This window comes from Prevotella amnii CRIS 21A-A, from assembly GCF_000177355.1.
Taxonomy (GTDB): domain Bacteria; phylum Bacteroidota; class Bacteroidia; order Bacteroidales; family Bacteroidaceae; genus Prevotella; species Prevotella amnii.
This window is the reverse complement of the sequence record NZ_ADFQ01000086.1, coordinates 55,006-70,828: the sequence shown is the minus strand read 5'-3', so window position 1 is coordinate 70,828 and position 15,823 is coordinate 55,006. Positions and strand designations below refer to the sequence as shown.

Annotated in this window: 18 protein-coding genes, 1 tRNA gene and 1 pseudogene; 8 read left to right on the top strand and 12 right to left on the bottom strand. The window is 42.3% G+C overall.

Translation table 11 applies throughout. The features are described 5' to 3' along the window. Window positions 1-10: 10 nt before the first annotated feature. Together HMPREF9018_RS11295 and HMPREF9018_RS08130 are read right to left on the bottom strand one after the other, a co-directional pair. Window positions 11-138, bottom strand: a pseudogene (locus HMPREF9018_RS11295) (site-specific DNA-methyltransferase); the annotation flags it as partial. Between the two features lie 285 nt (window positions 139-423). Continuing rightward, the gene (locus HMPREF9018_RS08130) at window positions 424-1,230 is read right to left on the bottom strand and encodes a gliding motility protein GldB-related protein (RefSeq protein WP_008450338.1); all 807 of its coding nucleotides are present in this window, start codon (window positions 1,228-1,230) and stop codon (window positions 424-426) included. Window positions 1,231-1,498: 268 nt separating this feature from the next. On the opposite strand from HMPREF9018_RS08130, the gene HMPREF9018_RS08125 reads away from it, so the two are divergent. From HMPREF9018_RS08125 to HMPREF9018_RS08115, 3 genes are all read left to right on the top strand, one after another. Further along, entirely contained in the window at window positions 1,499-2,287 is a 789-nt protein-coding gene (locus tag HMPREF9018_RS08125) for a Cof-type HAD-IIB family hydrolase (protein ID WP_008450467.1), read from the top strand. Window positions 2,288-2,338: 51 nt separating this feature from the next. Next, complete coding sequence (locus HMPREF9018_RS08120; RefSeq protein ID WP_008450359.1) at window positions 2,339-2,986, top strand: cation diffusion facilitator family transporter; 648 nt, start codon at window positions 2,339-2,341, stop codon at window positions 2,984-2,986. A gap of 61 nt (window positions 2,987-3,047) precedes the next feature. After that, window positions 3,048-3,120 (top strand) — tRNA-Lys (locus HMPREF9018_RS08115). Between the two features lie 84 nt (window positions 3,121-3,204). On the opposite strand, the gene HMPREF9018_RS08110 is transcribed toward HMPREF9018_RS08115, so the two are convergent. Further along, a complete protein-coding gene (locus HMPREF9018_RS08110) occupies window positions 3,205-3,543 on the bottom strand; it encodes a helix-turn-helix domain-containing protein (protein WP_039864689.1) in 339 nt (112 codons plus the stop codon). A 2-nt stretch (window positions 3,544-3,545) separates the two neighbouring features. Beyond that, on the bottom strand, window positions 3,546-3,887 hold the full coding sequence (locus HMPREF9018_RS08105; RefSeq protein ID WP_008450391.1) for a type II toxin-antitoxin system RelE/ParE family toxin: 342 nt from the start codon (window positions 3,885-3,887) through the stop codon (window positions 3,546-3,548). A gap of 443 nt (window positions 3,888-4,330) precedes the next feature. Between HMPREF9018_RS08105 and HMPREF9018_RS08100 the strand changes: the two genes are divergently transcribed. Then, entirely contained in the window at window positions 4,331-5,041 is a 711-nt protein-coding gene (locus HMPREF9018_RS08100; protein ID WP_008450263.1) for a DUF4468 domain-containing protein, read from the top strand. A 151-nt stretch (window positions 5,042-5,192) separates the two neighbouring features. After that, entirely contained in the window at window positions 5,193-5,591 is a 399-nt protein-coding gene (locus HMPREF9018_RS08095; protein WP_157794594.1) for a hypothetical protein, read from the top strand. A gap of 373 nt (window positions 5,592-5,964) precedes the next feature. On the opposite strand, the gene pyk is transcribed toward HMPREF9018_RS08095, so the two are convergent. The 5 genes from pyk to HMPREF9018_RS08070 form a co-directional block, all read right to left on the bottom strand. Beyond that, window positions 5,965-7,410, bottom strand: a complete 1,446-nt coding sequence (gene pyk, locus HMPREF9018_RS08090) for a pyruvate kinase (protein WP_008450246.1) — start codon at window positions 7,408-7,410, stop codon at window positions 5,965-5,967. Window positions 7,411-7,430: 20 nt separating this feature from the next. Further along, window positions 7,431-7,787, bottom strand: a complete 357-nt coding sequence (locus HMPREF9018_RS08085) for a hypothetical protein (protein ID WP_008450428.1) — start codon at window positions 7,785-7,787, stop codon at window positions 7,431-7,433. A 25-nt stretch (window positions 7,788-7,812) separates the two neighbouring features. Further along, complete coding sequence (locus tag HMPREF9018_RS08080; protein ID WP_008450240.1) at window positions 7,813-8,559, bottom strand: hypothetical protein; 747 nt, start codon at window positions 8,557-8,559, stop codon at window positions 7,813-7,815. Between the two features lie 76 nt (window positions 8,560-8,635). Next, window positions 8,636-9,730 (bottom strand): DNA polymerase IV, encoded by a 1,095-nt coding sequence (gene dinB, locus HMPREF9018_RS08075; protein WP_008450399.1) that lies wholly within the window; start codon window positions 9,728-9,730, stop codon window positions 8,636-8,638. Window positions 9,731-9,791: 61 nt separating this feature from the next. After that, window positions 9,792-10,316: a histidine phosphatase family protein gene (locus HMPREF9018_RS08070; RefSeq protein WP_008450507.1), complete on the bottom strand. Its 525-nt coding sequence runs from the start codon at window positions 10,314-10,316 to the stop codon at window positions 9,792-9,794. An 82-nt stretch (window positions 10,317-10,398) separates the two neighbouring features. Here HMPREF9018_RS08070 and HMPREF9018_RS08065 point away from each other — a divergent pair, with 82 nt between their 5' ends. The 3 genes from HMPREF9018_RS08065 (at window position 10,399) to HMPREF9018_RS08055 (ending at window position 13,690) form a co-directional block, all read left to right on the top strand. Then, entirely contained in the window at window positions 10,399-11,040 is a 642-nt protein-coding gene (locus HMPREF9018_RS08065) for an HdeD family acid-resistance protein (protein WP_008450412.1), read from the top strand. A gap of 108 nt (window positions 11,041-11,148) precedes the next feature. Then, window positions 11,149-13,167, top strand: a complete 2,019-nt coding sequence (locus tag HMPREF9018_RS08060) for a transketolase family protein (protein WP_039864686.1) — start codon at window positions 11,149-11,151, stop codon at window positions 13,165-13,167. 82 nt (window positions 13,168-13,249) lie between these two features. Next, window positions 13,250-13,690, top strand: a complete 441-nt coding sequence (locus HMPREF9018_RS08055; RefSeq protein WP_008450458.1) for an RpiB/LacA/LacB family sugar-phosphate isomerase — start codon at window positions 13,250-13,252, stop codon at window positions 13,688-13,690. A 153-nt stretch (window positions 13,691-13,843) separates the two neighbouring features. On the opposite strand, the gene HMPREF9018_RS08050 is transcribed toward HMPREF9018_RS08055, so the two are convergent. Genes HMPREF9018_RS08050 through HMPREF9018_RS08045 form a run of 3 tightly spaced genes read right to left on the bottom strand, consistent with a single transcriptional unit; the run spans window position 13,844 to window position 15,610 of the window. After that, the gene (locus HMPREF9018_RS08050) at window positions 13,844-14,503 is read right to left on the bottom strand and encodes a four helix bundle suffix domain-containing protein (protein ID WP_008450369.1); all 660 of its coding nucleotides are present in this window, start codon (window positions 14,501-14,503) and stop codon (window positions 13,844-13,846) included. A gap of 30 nt (window positions 14,504-14,533) precedes the next feature. After that, window positions 14,534-14,689: a hypothetical protein gene (locus tag HMPREF9018_RS11135; RefSeq protein WP_008450479.1), complete on the bottom strand. Its 156-nt coding sequence runs from the start codon at window positions 14,687-14,689 to the stop codon at window positions 14,534-14,536. Window positions 14,690-14,716: 27 nt separating this feature from the next. Then, the gene (locus tag HMPREF9018_RS08045; RefSeq protein ID WP_008450324.1) at window positions 14,717-15,610 is read right to left on the bottom strand and encodes an RluA family pseudouridine synthase; all 894 of its coding nucleotides are present in this window, start codon (window positions 15,608-15,610) and stop codon (window positions 14,717-14,719) included. Between the last annotated feature and the right edge of the window lie 213 nt (window positions 15,611-15,823).

The following is a 15,823-nucleotide window of genomic DNA, read 5'->3' as shown; positions in this document are numbered from 1 at the left end:
CTGGCTTATCTTTCTCCCACTCCCCCTTATCCACACACACCACCTTACCACTCTGCAACGATACTCCACCCCATTGGAGAGAATATAAGGGGGAGGAGGCAAATATATCATGTCAAAATAGAAATCAAACTCTTTAAGGTGAGTTTCTTATTCATAAGAACTTTCTATACGTTTTAGTATTCTGTATATATGCTTCTTAGGATAATGCCCTTCTTGAAAGTGTTTATGCTCGTCTTCCCAAAGATAATCAACAACGGCTTTAATATCTGCCTTTCTTTCACCAGTGTTAATGACCTTTATAATAGTTATTCCGTTACTTAATTTACCTGCAATAATTTTAGGTGATGTTTCGCCCTAAAAAAGATGATGTTTTACCCACGAAAAGATGATGTTTTACACATGAAAAGATGATGTTTTATAGCCTTAAATAATGCTTAAAAACGGGGAGAAATCGGTATCTTTTAAAAGATCCTCATATTTAATATACAAATTAGCCTTCATATACTTAGACACCATGTCTATATATTTGCCTTGATAATAATTTAAGCCAATAGCCTTATTTACCACCCATTGTATCTTTGCCATATAAACGTCGCGCTCAAACTGTGAACGTAAATCATAATTGGGAAGGGTAAAAATGCTCATAAGGTAAAACGTCAGACAGTCTGGCACAATGTCTTCACGCCTCATCTGAAGACGCTGCTGCTTATCATAAAAACGGCTATAAACAGGGTAATCCTTTCCTAAATACTTATCTAAAGAGATGCCTATCTTGCCATCACCCGTTACGATGCTTTGGTCGAGAGCCGAAATCTGTGTATAAACACTTGGCAGCTTAATATCAGGAATCTGCTGCTTAAGCCTCGAAAAAGATATGTTAAGATCCTTTTGTATATCGTCTATCTTGCTAAACTTCGACTGCACTGAAGAGATTATCGTCTGCAACGTAGTGTCTTGATAAAACTTTAAAAACTTAGTGTTTATATCAGGATCGGTTATCTGACCTATCTTGAGCACCTTCTCTATTAAGGTGCGTGTCTCAAAAGGATACTCCATACCCATCTGCTGCAAAGCAGAATAATCGCCCATGGTAAGATAACGATACTCTAAACGGTCGAAACGCTCTATTTTTATAGACACACCACCCGGCTTACTCTCATCTGACCAACGCAGCTGGCAACCAACAAGAATAAGAAACAATAACAGCAATATGTAATAAGCCTTCTTCACTATCTACCTAAAAAGATTATTCCGCAATGCAAAAATACTAAAAAAATATATATTTACGCAAACTTTATATAAAAAATCTGCTCTTTTTTCTTAACTAATACTAAAAAAAGACTACCCCGCAGCGTCCACACCTCCACTAAAAAAGGCTTCTTTAGCAAGAAATGTAGGGCAAAATGGTATTTAATAAAAATTAAGCAGTCTAACCACTACTTTTGATAACACTCAAAAAACTTTTTGTACCTTTGTAAATTAAACACATTAAGATTATATGACAATAAAAGCAGCATTCTTCGATATAGACGGCACCTTAGTATCTTTTGAAACACACAAGATACAGCCCTCTACCATAGAGGCTATAAAAGAACTGAAAAGAAAAGACATCAAGATATTTATCTCTACGGGGCGACCAAAGTCTTTTATTACCAACCTAAAAGATATAGAACCTTTCATAGATGGCTACATATCCTTTAACGGAGCGTTAGCACAAATAGGCGAAGAGACTATATTTATGAAAGAACTGCCTAAGAAAGATATAAAAAAAATGATAGCTGATGCCACTTTGCACAATTACACCTTAGCAATATGCGGTAAAGACAAAGTGGCTATACACAATTATAGCGACATCTTTACAGAGCTTTTTGTAAAAGGGTTAGGCGTAGACTCTGTAAACATCAAAGACCCCATAGAGCCTCTGCTTAACGGAGCTGTGCTGCAGATGTCGCCCTTCTTCTCCGAGAAAGAAGAGCAGCGCATAATGCCTACCTTAACGGGCTGTGAGGCTTCAAGATGGCACCCGCTCTTTGCCGACGTCTCGCCAATAGGCATAAACAAAGGGCTTACGCTACCTAAGGTAGCAAAACACTTAGGCATAGGCATAGACGAGTGTATAGCCTTTGGAGATGGGGGCAATGATAGAGATATGCTAAAGGTAGCAGGCATAGGAGTGGCTATGGGCAACGCTAACGATAAGGTAAAAGAACACGCCAACTATGTTACCACCTCTGTAGACGACAACGGCATAGCAAACGCTCTTAAACACTTTGAGCTTATAGACTAACCTCTTAGCATACACAACACATGTAAAAATAAAAAATAAAGAAAGAAGACCATGTATAATAACAATTTCTCACCTTATTATAAAGAGGAACGACGCACACTCTTTGTGATAGTTTTCACCTTTATAATAATGCTTTTAGAAATTATCATAGGCTACCTTTCCAGCTCTATGGCACTACTTGCCGACGGCGTACACATGGGCTCGCACGTGCTGCTTATAGGCTTAAACCTTTTTGCGTATTACTTCGTTCACAAACAACAAAAAAGACATAACGACACTTACAACACCCAAAAAGTAATGCAGCTTTCTGCCTTCACCAGCGGCATAATGCTCATGGTGGCATCTATATTCATTTGCAGTGAGGGCTTTGAGCACATGGAGGCACATCACCACATGACAAGCTACCCCTTAGCACTAAGCATTGCCACGATAGGGCTTATAGTAAACTTTATAAGTGCTCGCGCCCTACACTCAAAACACTTTGAAGACAACCCTAACAACCACGCTGCTTACCTGCACGTCATGAGCGACGTGTTAGTAAAAATAGGAGTTATCATAGGTCTCGTATGCTCCCACTTATGGGACATAACATGGATAGATGCTGCCCTTGCCATAATTACAGGCGTCATCGTTTTGGTATGGGCTATTAACCTTACAAAGAAGATGGCGAAAGTTTTAACGAAAAATTTTACAAAATAATTTGGTCGTTTAAGAAATACTTATTACCTTTGCACCCACATAACAACTATAATATTTGGGAGACTCGCTAGCTCAGCAGGTAGAGCACAACACTTTTAATGTTGGGGTCATGGGTTCGAGCCCCATGCGAGTCACAAAGTACTAAAAAAGAGGATTTCAGCAATGAAGTCCTCTTTTTTTTTATGTTCAGACACAGAGAGAGGCACAGGCATCAATATTTACCAAAGAGCCACCTTGCCTATTTTCCCTAAATCAAGTGATGCCGTTGATACTCCAAGAGCCTTGAACACCCTACTCATAGTGGGAATGCTTATGCTGTACCCTTTCTCCAATCGTGAGATTTGGGCACGCTTCACACCGATGCGCTCTCCCAATTCCTCTTGTGTGAGGTTTTGCTCGATTCTTGCTTTCTTGATGATCTCGCCTATTTGGAAAGCGTGGACAGCATCGGTAACGTTCCTTTCATGCTCGTCCCTGTCTGGAGTACCGATAGTCCCCAATGCCTCATCGAGCACTTCACCCATTGAATACACTTTGAATTTTCCTACTTGTTCCATATCTATTCTCCTTTTTCATTGAAATACTCTATTCTTATTCTCTCCGCCTTGACAATTTCCTTTGGTGGCGTCTTCTGTGTCTTTTTGACGATACCGTGAGTTGCTATCACCAACGTTTCATCTTTCGTGTCCCAAAAGGCAAACAGGCGGTATTGTATGCCATTGTAAAGAGTTCGGAACTCCCAAATGTCAGAGCCTTCCAATTTCTTGAACAACTCTGCGTTCTGCTCTCCCGATGCTATTCTGTGAGCATTGTAGAGTACCTTCTTCATTGGCGATTGAGGAAGACCAAGAACAAACTTCTTTGCTTCCTCAAGCATTACTAACTCAAATCCTTTTGCCATATAAGACTTTATTTGTTGGTACAAAGATCGTGATATGTTTACATAATATGAAACATTTAGGTTTGTTTTTGCTCCGTGTTACTGATTTTTAACATTCAAAAAACTACTTATCAAAAGCTATCTGTCAAAGCGTGTCTGTGTAGTGAACGCTTAGAACGTCATTAAATGCGTTTATTCGTCCCTTTACCTTGATGTTATTATGAACCTCGTCCTTTGTTTTTAACGTGACTCTTGCTTATTTCTGTAAAAAAGACCACTTGTCCCTAACAATATCTTCCAAACAATTCAAATAATCTTTTTCTTCCATATTGTTTAGTAGTTGAAATGATTTACAACACAAAGGTAATGTTTTTTTTAAAATATTGAGAGTTTACATTAATATGTATTAACTTTGCAGATATAAGTAAACCTCAAATTTCTTTTTTTTTAATACTAATCGGGTTATGAAGAAATTGTTATTGATGATTGCCTTAGTCATGGCAACAGTATGCGCAAATGCACAGATAATGCGTTTAGACGAACTTGAGAAATATGCCAAAGAGAAGTATGGTGGGGAATGGACAGAGGATGGCGAGATGGAGTGGACAGAAGCCGCAGAAAAGATCTCAAAGAATGTTGAGCTCGACAAAAACAAAGCCATGACCTTCGTTCAGATAATACCTTGTAATGGGCAGACGGCAAAGCAGCTTTACATAAACCTTAACTACTGGTTTACCGCTACTTTCAACGATGCCAACTCGGTAATAAAGCTAAACGACAAAGAAAGCGGCGTCATCATTGCCTCGGGCTATATGGCAAACATTGCGGAGCATGTTGGGGGCATGAACTCTTACAACGTAAGCATAAGACCCGTTATAAGAGTGGACATCAAAGAAGGTAAGATAAGGGTAACTTACTCTATAGACCATTACGACGTTACGATGCTTGAAGGAGGCGGCATCATGGGAGCTCTCACTGGAACTATACCTGCAAGGATAGAACAGAAATGGCTGCTCGACCAGAGCTTTCCCTTTGCCAAGAAAGATACGCATCAGGCTAAGATAACATCGAGCAAGGCGTTTGTTATGTCTTACGCTTACTCTAACGTTTTGCTCGACAAGATAGAAGAGGCTGCCAAACACGGCTTAGTGGGTAATGAGAACGACAACTGGTAAAAAACACTGCATATAAAAAAAATTGGTGCTTTTGTTTTCCAATATCAATTAAATTATTATCTTTGCAAGCATATAAAGCTGTAAAAGAAAAAAGGAGCTGAGTAAAAACAATATTATATATATAGTGGAAAGGAAAAATATTTTATCTCTTATGCTCGTTGCCCTTACCATGATGGTAACCTTTAGCGCATGCGAGAAAGACGACTATATAAATGATATAGATGAACGTGCTGTAATAGGCACATGGGCTATAACCTCTGTGGAGCAATACGCCTACCAATGGCAGGATGTAAGCCTTTACTCGAGGTATGGTGGCAGCCTAACTTTCTTTAGCGATGGCTCTTTCATGACAAAAGGCTCTTTAGGCTTCGTTAGAGGCACGTGGGACATAGACCACGGCGTTATAACTACCTTTGTAGGAGGAGATTTTTATAAAGAGTTTTACCTTAGGTATTCAGCTTTGTACGGCGACATCTTAGAGGGTAAGATAAGCATATTTGGCATCTACTACCCCGTAAGTTTTAGAGCAAGGAAAATTAGAAATTGGTAATATAAAAGAATTGTAATTATTAAAAAAATAATAAGTAGAAGGCTGTGAAGCCTAATGGTCAGAATTTAATTGGTTTAATCTTATGATCTCATAAGGTTAGATAAAAAAAAACAAAAAAAGGCTGTGAAGCCTAACAGTTAAGTTTGTACATAGAGTCTCTCTATGTTTTTGGTAAATATAAAAACTTGATTATTTCATGTAGGATCGCTTACACGTGAGTGTAGGCGACTCTTTTTTTCTATTCTTTCTTCTACCCCTTAAAACGATAATAGCTTGTTGCTATAAAACCTCCCTCAAGGAAAGAGATAAGTACGCTTTATGCGTAAGGAAGAAAATTTGTGTTACGCTCTTTCTAAAGGGAGGTAGAGAGTTTTTATTTTTTATCTTTTGCTTTATGGAACTTATACCTTGGGTCGAATACCTGCTTAAGTGTGTTTATCTCAAGATAGTTAGTACCTCCTTCGTGTGTGAGGTAACCTCCTAAGTAAGCTATCTTGTCGTCGAGCTTTATGTATCCTTTCTGTCGTAGCATACGCACGGCAGCCATAAACATGTGTTCGTTATCGGTGTGGTTAGCTAAGTGTACCGGTAAGACACCGTAGCTAAGGTTTAAGAGTCGCTGCACCTTATCGTTATAGCACATAGCCAGCACTGGGTTAGGACCACGGAAAGAGGCAAGGTGGCGCGCAGTGGCTCCTGTGGCACTGTCTGTAATGATACATTTCACACCTACCTGCTCGGTGGCTTCTATAGCACTTTTAGCAAGAAACTCTCTTTGGCTCTTGGTGTTGCTCACTGGCACGTCTATGTATCCACGTCGGTGGTTGTCCTGCTCGGCAGTCTCGGCGATGCGTGCCATAGTCTGCACAGCCTCAAGGGGATACTTACCGCTTGCCGTTTCGCCGCTCAGCATGAGTGCGTCTGTGCTGCTATATATGGCGTTAGCAATGTCAGTAACCTCGGCGCGTGTAGGTCGTGGGTTTTCTATCATGGTGTGTAGCATCTGTGTGGCTACGATAACGGGTTTCTGTTTAAGAAGACATTTAGATATTATGTCGCGCTGAATGCCCGGTATCTGCTCTATTGGCACTTCTATGCCAAGGTCGCCTCGTGCTATCATGATGCCATAGGAAGCGTCTATAATCTCGTCGATGTTATCCACTCCTTCTTGGTTTTCTATCTTTGAGATAATCTTTATCTTAGAGTTGTGTGCATTTAAGATGTCTTGCACGGCGTGTACATCGGCAGCCGAGCGCACGAAGGAATGAGCAATAAAGTCGATATCCTCCTCTATGGCAAGCTCTATGTTAGCTTTGTCTTTCTCTGTGAGGGCAGGCAGCTCTATATGTGCTCCCGGCACATTAACGCTCTTATGCGCACCTAAAAAACCCTCGTTCTGCACCTTAGCTACTACCTTATTGCCTTCGATGCCTGTTATAAGCATGTCGAGAGCACCATCGTCGAAGAGCACATGGTTGCCCACCTTGACATCGGCAGCAAAGTTAGGGTACGACAAGTCTATAACATCGTGGCAGGTATCTTTCTCTGGGCAGCCCATGATGGTTACCTCTTCGCCGGTAAGATACTTAATGGGTGAAGGGCAGCCCGTTGTGCGTACCTCGGGACCTTTGGTATCTATGAGCAGAGCCAGCTTATCCGATACGGCACGGGTGTTGCGTATAATCTTACGTATACCCTCCTTACTGGCGTGGGCAGTATTCATTCTTACTACGTTCATTCCTGCAAAAAACAGCTTACGAAGGAAGTCCACTTCGCAACGACGGTCGCTAATAGAACATACTATCTTTGTTTGTTTCATATCGTGAAAATATTATTTTATTATTTAGAAATTGCCGAAAATATTATATATAATAATGTATTACATAGCAGTATCGCCACCAAAACAATAACGAAGACTATGATAACCTTTAATCTCAACGACCTTTTTTCAGGCTTTCCTATAATAAGTGGCTCTTGGAAGGTGCCTAAATTATCTACTAAAGGCTGCACGGGTGCCTCTTGAAAGGCTTGCCCCCCTGCCCACTTACGGGCATCTACTTCGCCCGCAAAGCTAGATGGCGTTACCACTATAAGCTCCTTAGCACAGTAAGGACACTTACACCTTGTCTTAGAGCCTTTGTCTAAGGAAAGGGTAAAATTTCTGCCGCATTGCTTGCAAACTACCTCATATTGCATCTTAGCTCACTCTTATATTAACCTTTTACCTTACATCGTCTATAAGCACCTCGCCATGGTCTATAACCACCTTTACGTGCCTAAACTCCGTCTGCCCTCCCTCAGACAGGCGCACCTTGTACCATGTGTCGTTAATAGGGGTTACCCTAAGGTTGCGTATAAGCTCCTCATCGTTAGGCGAAGAGTTCATCATGCCAAACAGCCCCCACCACATCTGCCATGCATCGCCGTCGTTAGCCACCTCGCCTGAAGAGATGAGCTGCTGGCAATAACGCGTGAGATACTTAGTGTAAAAAGTAGGGTCGCCATAAGGAATGACGGCTTTTTTATAGAAGTCGGCTAAAAACCTGCACACCCTTTGCTGCTGCTCCTGCTTTTGCTGTTCAGCCCTTTTGGCAGCTTCCTGCTGCTCTCGCGCACGGAAAAGGGAGTCTTGATGTGCCTTGCGGCTTTCTTGCAGCTCTTTTATAGCAAGCTCTTCATGTTCTCTCCACTGTAAGAAGGCAAAGCTTCCTGCTCCGAGGACTACTATTATGATGAGCACCACTAAAAGCACCTTTGACGCCTTTAACCCCTGCTTCTTAGCTATGGGCTGCTCTGTGGGCATACTTCCCTGCAAAGGGGCTTCGCGCTGGGCAGGCTGTGCCACAATGGGCAAGCTTACAAAGAGCTCTTGCGAGCAATAAGGGCAGGTGCAATGCATCTCCTTACCGCCCTCGCCATTGATAAGAAAAGACTTTCCGCATTTATTACAAGTTACCTGATACTGCATAGCCTTGCTTTTTCTTGCAAATTTAATGATTTTCTTTCAGATTAGAAAACAAAAAGCACATTCCTTACGCTCTATTTTATCCCCATTCCCCCTCAAAGGGTAACCAGCCCTCTTTCCATAGGTGTTTACCCTTAGGCTTAGGCTCTATGGGTGAAGACACGGTAAGCCCCATGAGTCGAATGGGTCGGGCTTCATAGTCGGTCTGGTGAAGGAGGTGTTTGGCAAGTGGTAGAATGTCGTCTTTAGAGAGAATGGCAGTCGGCTGGGTAAGGCTACGTGTAACCTGCGTAGTGGCGTCCCACTTTATCTTAAGGGTTAAGGTTCTGCCCTGAAACTGTGTGCGCTCTATGCGGCTGACAAGCTCAAGAATGATGTGATAAAGCTCTATAATAATCTTCGACCCTATATGTATATCCTCTAAAAAGGTTTGCTCACACCCCACCGACTTACGTTCTTTATCTGCCACCACCTCGCGGCTATCCTCTCCGCGAGAGAAGTCGTAATAAGTATTGCCTGCCTTTCCGAAGACCTCTACAAGGTGCGCCCGAGACACTTTGCGTAGCTGCTCCCCTGTGAAGATGCCCATGAAATGCATCTTCTGGGCAGTCTTCTTGCCTACGCCCCAAAACTTTTCCACCTGAAGGCAGTCTATAAAGTCTTGCGCCTTGTCGGGGTGTACGAGGAAGAAGCCATTAGGCTTTCGCACGTCTGAGGCTATCTTTGCTAAAAACTTATTATAGCTAACCCCTGCAGAGGCTGTGAGGTGTGTCTGCTGGAAGATGGCTTGGCGTATCTCTTCGGCTATATCAGTGGCATAGAGCATACCTTTCTTGTTATGGGTAACGTCGAGGAAAGCCTCATCTAAGGATATAGGCTCTACAAGGTCAGTATATTCATGGAAGATGTCGTGTATCTGTGCCGATACGGCTTTATATACCTCCATGCGCGGACTAACAATATGTAGCTCCGGACACAGCCGCTTTGCCTTTGCTATAGGCTGAGCCGAGTGTACCCCATAACGGCGCGCCTCGTAACTGGCTGTAGACACCACACCGCGCGGACCATCAAAGCCCACTGCCACGGGCTTGCCCCTTAAGAAGGCATCGTCTCTCTGCTCTACCGATGCAAAGAACGCGTCCATATCGATATGTATTATCTTACGCCATTTCATCTATATCTTTTCTTTTACAAAAACATCTCTAAAGAGCGAAACATTTCTAAAGAGCGAAAGGTTATAAAATGAGCTTTCTAAGCTCTACGTTCTTCATAGGGGCTATCTCTGTCATAGGCTTTTTATAATATACGCTCTGCACAGCCTTGTTTATTATGCCATGCCCCACGGCAAGCACCTTCTTTTGTGGATATTGCTGCCTTACCCAAGAAAGGAAAGCGGAAGCCCTTAGCTTTAAAGCCTCAAGAGACTCTATATCTTTAGGCCAAAGGTCGGGATCGCTGAGATGAGCTAAAGAGGGTATATACATAGAGGTAAAGCTGCCCCAGTCTCTTTCGCGAAGTAAGGCAGTGGTAACTACTCGCTGCTCACCGCATGCTGCTGCAATAATCTTGCAGGTGTGCAAGCTTCTAAGCAAGTCGCTCGAAAGGAAGACGTCTATATGCTCAGAGGCTATGCTTTGAGCCATCTCTAATGCTTGCGAGATGCCTTTTTCGTTAAGCTGTCCCTGCGTTTGTCCCTGCATGATGTGTGAGGCATTGTCGAAAGTTTCGCCATGCCTAAGGAGGTATAACACTGTAGACATATAATATTGTTTTTTACAAAAGTACAAAAATATTTATGTTAAAATCCTTTGTGATAAATAATATTTTGTATTTTTGCACATTATGAAGGTATCTTATATTTCGGCTATCAGAGCCATTGCCGTGCTTGTTATCGGCATACTGCTTATAACTTATCGTGAGCAAATGATGACATGGTTAACCATAACCATAGGAGTGTTGTTTTTTATCTCTGGTCTTATCTCGTGCCTAAGCTTTTATCATGCCAAGGATAAAGAGAGGCGCATAGACGTAGAGGGAGTAGTTAAGCAAAAAGCCTCATGGAAAGCATCGGTACCGCTAACCGCCTTTGGGAGTATGTGTATAGGCTTAGCCTTAGCCCTAATGCCTAACACCTTTATAAAGTGGATATCCTACATATTAGCAGTGCTATTGCTCATAGGTGCCATTAACCAGTTTATAAACATATCCACCACACGCCGCTATGGCCACGTGCCCTTCTTTTACTGGCTCTTTCCTACGGTTACATTGGTAGTGGCTGGCTTTTTACTTTTCAAGCCCATCACAGCGGCAGCTCTGCCCCTTATGATAATAGGGTATTTGGCTGTGTTCTATGGCATTATAGAGATAGTAATCTTGCTTCGCAGTCTGCGTGTAAAGCGCGTCTTTGAAAGCCAAAACCCCACTTATACTGCCACTCCTATAGAAGACGACATACAAGACGTAGAGGCAGAAGAGGTGGAATAAGCTACGAGGAAAGAAATGTTTTTTTTTGAATAAAACAGATATTTCGTTTCTGTGTTATCTTTTTTTTCTATATATTTGCACTAAATAAAAATTTAAATCAAGCCTATTATGAATTGCAAAGAGTTGATGAACCGTGCAGCGGACAACATCAGAATCTTATCAGTATCAATGGTAGAGAAAGCTAACTCTGGGCACCCAGGAGGTGCTATGGGTGGTGCCGACTTTATCAATGTGCTCTTCTCGGAATTTCTTGTCTACGATCCCGACCAGCCATTATGGGCAGGTAGAGATCGTTTTTATTTAGACCCTGGTCATATGTCGCCAATGCTTTACTCTGCCCTTACCCTACAAGGCAAGTTTACCATTGACGATATTAAAAACTTTCGTCAATGGGGTTCTGTTACTCCGGGACACCCAGAGCGCGACTTAATGCATGGGATAGAAAACTCTTCTGGCCCTCTTGGTCAGGGTCATGCCTATGCTGCCGGTGCCGCTGTGGCAGAAAAGTTTTTAGAAGCACGTCTTTCAAAGGCTATGATGCAGCATAAGATATATACCTACATCTCTGACGGTGGTATACAGGAGGGTATAAGCTCTGAAGTAGGCAGGCTTGCAGGCAACCTTGGGCTAAACAACCTTATAATGTTCTACGACGCTAACGACGTGCAGCTATCTACGGCTTGCGGTGCAGTGTCGTGCGAAGATACAGCAATGCGTTACAGGTCATGGAACTGGAACGTAATAACCATCGACGGTAACGATGTGCAAGAGATACGGCAGGCTCTCACTAATGCTATTAACGAGCCAGAACGCCCCACACTGATAATTGGCAATACCATAATGGCTAAGGGAGGCATTAAGGCAGACGGCACAAGCTATGAGGGAAGTGTGAAGACACATGGAGCCCCCTTGGGTGGCGAAGCATACCTTAACACGGTAAAACACTTAGGTGGTAACCCCGAAGATGCTTTCCAGATATTCCCAGAGGTGAAAAAGCTATACGACGATCGCAAGGAAGAGCTGCGCCGCATAGTAGCCTTACGTCATAAGCAGGAGGAAGAATGGCGGAAACAAAACCCAGAGCTATCGGCACAGATGGACGAGTGGTTCTCTAAGAAAGCCCCTAAGATAGACTGGAGCTCTTTAGAGCAAAAGCGCGACATTCCTACCCGAAACGCATCGGCAGCTTGCCTTGGGATACTTGCCCAGCAAGTGCCTAACATGATAGTAGCCTCTGCCGATCTTAGCAACTCTGACAAGACAGATGGGTTCCTTAACAAAACCCACTCCCTTGTAAAAGGCGATTTCAGTGGTGCTTTCTTCCAAGCAGGAGTATCGGAGCTTGCTATGGGCTGTATGTGTATAGGAATGATGCTTCACGGTGGTGTGATATCGGCAATGGGTACTTTCTTTGTTTTCTCAGACTATATGAAGCCCGCAGTGCGTATGGCAGCCTTAATGCAAGTAGCAGTAAAGTTTGTGTGGAGTCATGATGCCTTCCGCGTTGGCGAAGATGGTCCTACACATGAGCCTGTGGAGCAGGAAGCACAAATACGCCTTATGGAAAAGCTTCAGAACCACAAGGGCAAAGACAGCCTTAGGGTGTTCCGTCCTGAGGATAGCGACGCTACCACCGTATGCTGGCAAATGGCTATGGAGAACATGGAAACGCCTACAGCCCTGATCTTCTCACGACAAAATGTTAAGAGCTTGCCACAAGGTAACAACTATGACGATGTGCGCAAAGGAGCTTATATAGTGAAAGGATCTGATGAAAAGTTTGATGTTATACTCTTGGCAAATGGCTCTGAAGTATCTACCCTTGTAGATGCTGCCACCCTGCTACGCAAGGAAGGCTATAAGGTGCGTGTAGTAAGCGTTCCTTCAGAAGGGCTTTTCCGTAGACAAAGCAAGGAGTATCAGCAAGAGGTGTTACCTTCTGATGCTAAAATATTTGGTCTCACGGCAGGCTTACCAGTAACCTTAGAGGCATTAGTAGGCGCACAAGGAAAGGTATATGGACTAAAGAGCTTTGGCTTTTCGGCACCATTTAAAGTGCTTGAAGAGAAACTTGGATTCACCCCTGACAATATCTTTAAAGAAGTGAAAAAATATATTTCTAAATAATATTTTTATAAACCTGAGCTTTTCTTTTTAAGACAGACTAACCTCTAACCTTTTAAAGAAAGCTCATAATACCTAACAGCTTATGGAAATAAAGACTATCGGAGTAGCTTGCGACCATGCAGGTTTCCCATTGAAGGAGTTTGTTATTCAGTATTTAGAAGAACATAAATATGCTTATAAAGACTTTGGTTGCAACAGCGACCTAAGCTGCGACTATCCCGACTACGCACACCCACTGGCAGAAGCATTAGAGAAAGGCGAGGTTTACCCAGCCATTGCTATCTGCGGTAGCGGCGAAGGTATGGCTATCACTATGAATAAGCATCAGGGTGTCCGCGCTGGCTTAGCTTGGAACAAAGACATAGCAGAACTTATACGACAGCATAATGATGCTAATGCCATAGTATTACCTGGCCGCTTTATAGATAATAAAACTGCCGAAAAGATACTTGATGCTTTCTTAAAAGCTACCTTCGAGGGTGGTAGGCATCTAAGAAGAGTAGAAAAAATAGCTATCAGATAAAATTTTCCTTTTCCTATAGCTACTATGTTTCCTAGTAGCTATAGGGAAACTAGGAAAACTAGTATTACTAGTATTACTAGTAACACTAGTATAACTAGTACTACTAGGACTACTAGGACCACTAGGACTACTAGTCCCCCCAGCCCCCCACTACTAACCCTTTTTCTCTTTCAAAAGCTCTTTTAGCCTTTTTATTTCTTCCTTTAAAGCAGCATTTTCGCTTTTTAGAGCTTTCATCTGGCTATCTATCTTTTGTCTATAGCCTGTGCGGGCAGCATACATACGCTCTTTAAGCCCTCCTTGCTCTATAAAACGCTTCTGAAGGTAATCTAAATAACTACACATCATCTTATCTGTGATATGACACACCGAAAGAGCTATGTTACAAAACTCTTCATCTGTACACTTCTCAACGATAGGAGCATAGTCAGCATAAGCGTTATGCAAACGACAAAAACTTAAAAGAGCATCATAGCGTGGGTGAGCAGAACCCCATGTAACAAGCCTACGTGTGTTAAGATAGTCTTCATAGTCTTGACGCAGCTCTTGCAAGCTGCTACGAGCCACATTCAAAAGGCGAAGTTCCATCTCTGTAGAAGTCTTGCCGTCTTCAGAACCCTCTACAATGTTCTGTTTGCCAGAGCGAGCAGCTTGCACCATCTGGTCTACAGTACGGTCGCCATAAGGAGGAAGAAATCGCTTACAAAACACAAAAGTCATCTGATAGAGTGTGTCCGCCTTCTGATAAAAACGTAGCTTCTTCCAGTCTATACCATCATAAAACACCTTCTGCCTGTTATTGTCTGCTTCCATATAGAGTTCCCCCACCTCTTTTGTTTTTTGTTATACCACTCCTAAAAAGTGTATAGCCCAATAGCCCATACCAAGCATTATAAGTCCTACTATAAGACGAAAGATACACCCTGTTATCTTCTTTATTAAGATAATGCCTACCACTAAGGCTATAATTAAGGCAATAAAAGTTTCTATACTTTCCATAATCTAACAATATAGAGAAAGACCTCTTTACTTTAACAAATGACGGAATAATGGCGGGATAGGTGTTTCAAACTCCATGCGCTCATGTGTTACCGGGTGATAAAAACAAAGCATAAAAGCATGAAGACAAAGCCTTCCTATAGGATCGTCGCCGTTACCATACTTTGTATCGCCACACACAGGATAGCCCATATCGGCAGCATGCACACGAATCTGATTCTTACGACCCGTCTCTAACTTAAACTCCACTAAAGAATAGCTTGCCGTTGTGTCTATAGTAAAAAAATGGGTTACGGCATACTTTCCACCATTATCCACTGCACTGCTATAAGTAACATACGACTTGTTGTCTTTTAACCAGTTTGCCACCGTACCCTGCTGCTGCATCAGCTCACCACTCAACACAGCTACATAACGGCGGTCGTACACTATGTTGTGCCAATCGTGCTCTAAAAGCTGCTCGGTCTGCATATCCTTAGCATAAACCATCAGTCCCGATGTATCACGATCTAAACGATGCACCACATGAGCCCTGCAATGCTGCTTGCTCTTTTGAAAATAATCGTCTAAAACACTCTTAACATTCAAAGACGAATGGCCTGCTGCCATAGACAAAATACCTACATTCTTTTCTATTACTACAAGATACTTATCCTCATAGACCAGCTTTACATACCTGCTTTTAAACTGATCGTTCTTCTTGCTCTTGCTAATAGATATTTTGTCGCCAGCCTTGAGCTGATAATCGTACTGGGTAACAATCTTACCATTTACCTTAATGCCTCGATGCTTAAGTGTAGACTTTATCTTTGTCTTTGTCCTTCCACCATTAGCTTCCAACCATTCTAACAAGCCCATGGGGGCTTTTACCATCAGATGGTCGTATTTATCTTGCATATATGTTTTTACCTGCTTTACCATAATGCAAAGGTAAGGAAAAAGAAACAAATGATAATAAAAAGAAAAACAAAAGAAACATATCTCCCCCTTACTATAGCAAAAGGTGATGCTTTAATCACTAAAGCATCACCCTTCTGTAATCAACAATTATCAGAGAGAACTTTAAAAAACTTTTGTTGATTATAACGTGTGTGTGTTTATAATTTTATACTAACACCAGCATACCATGTAGCA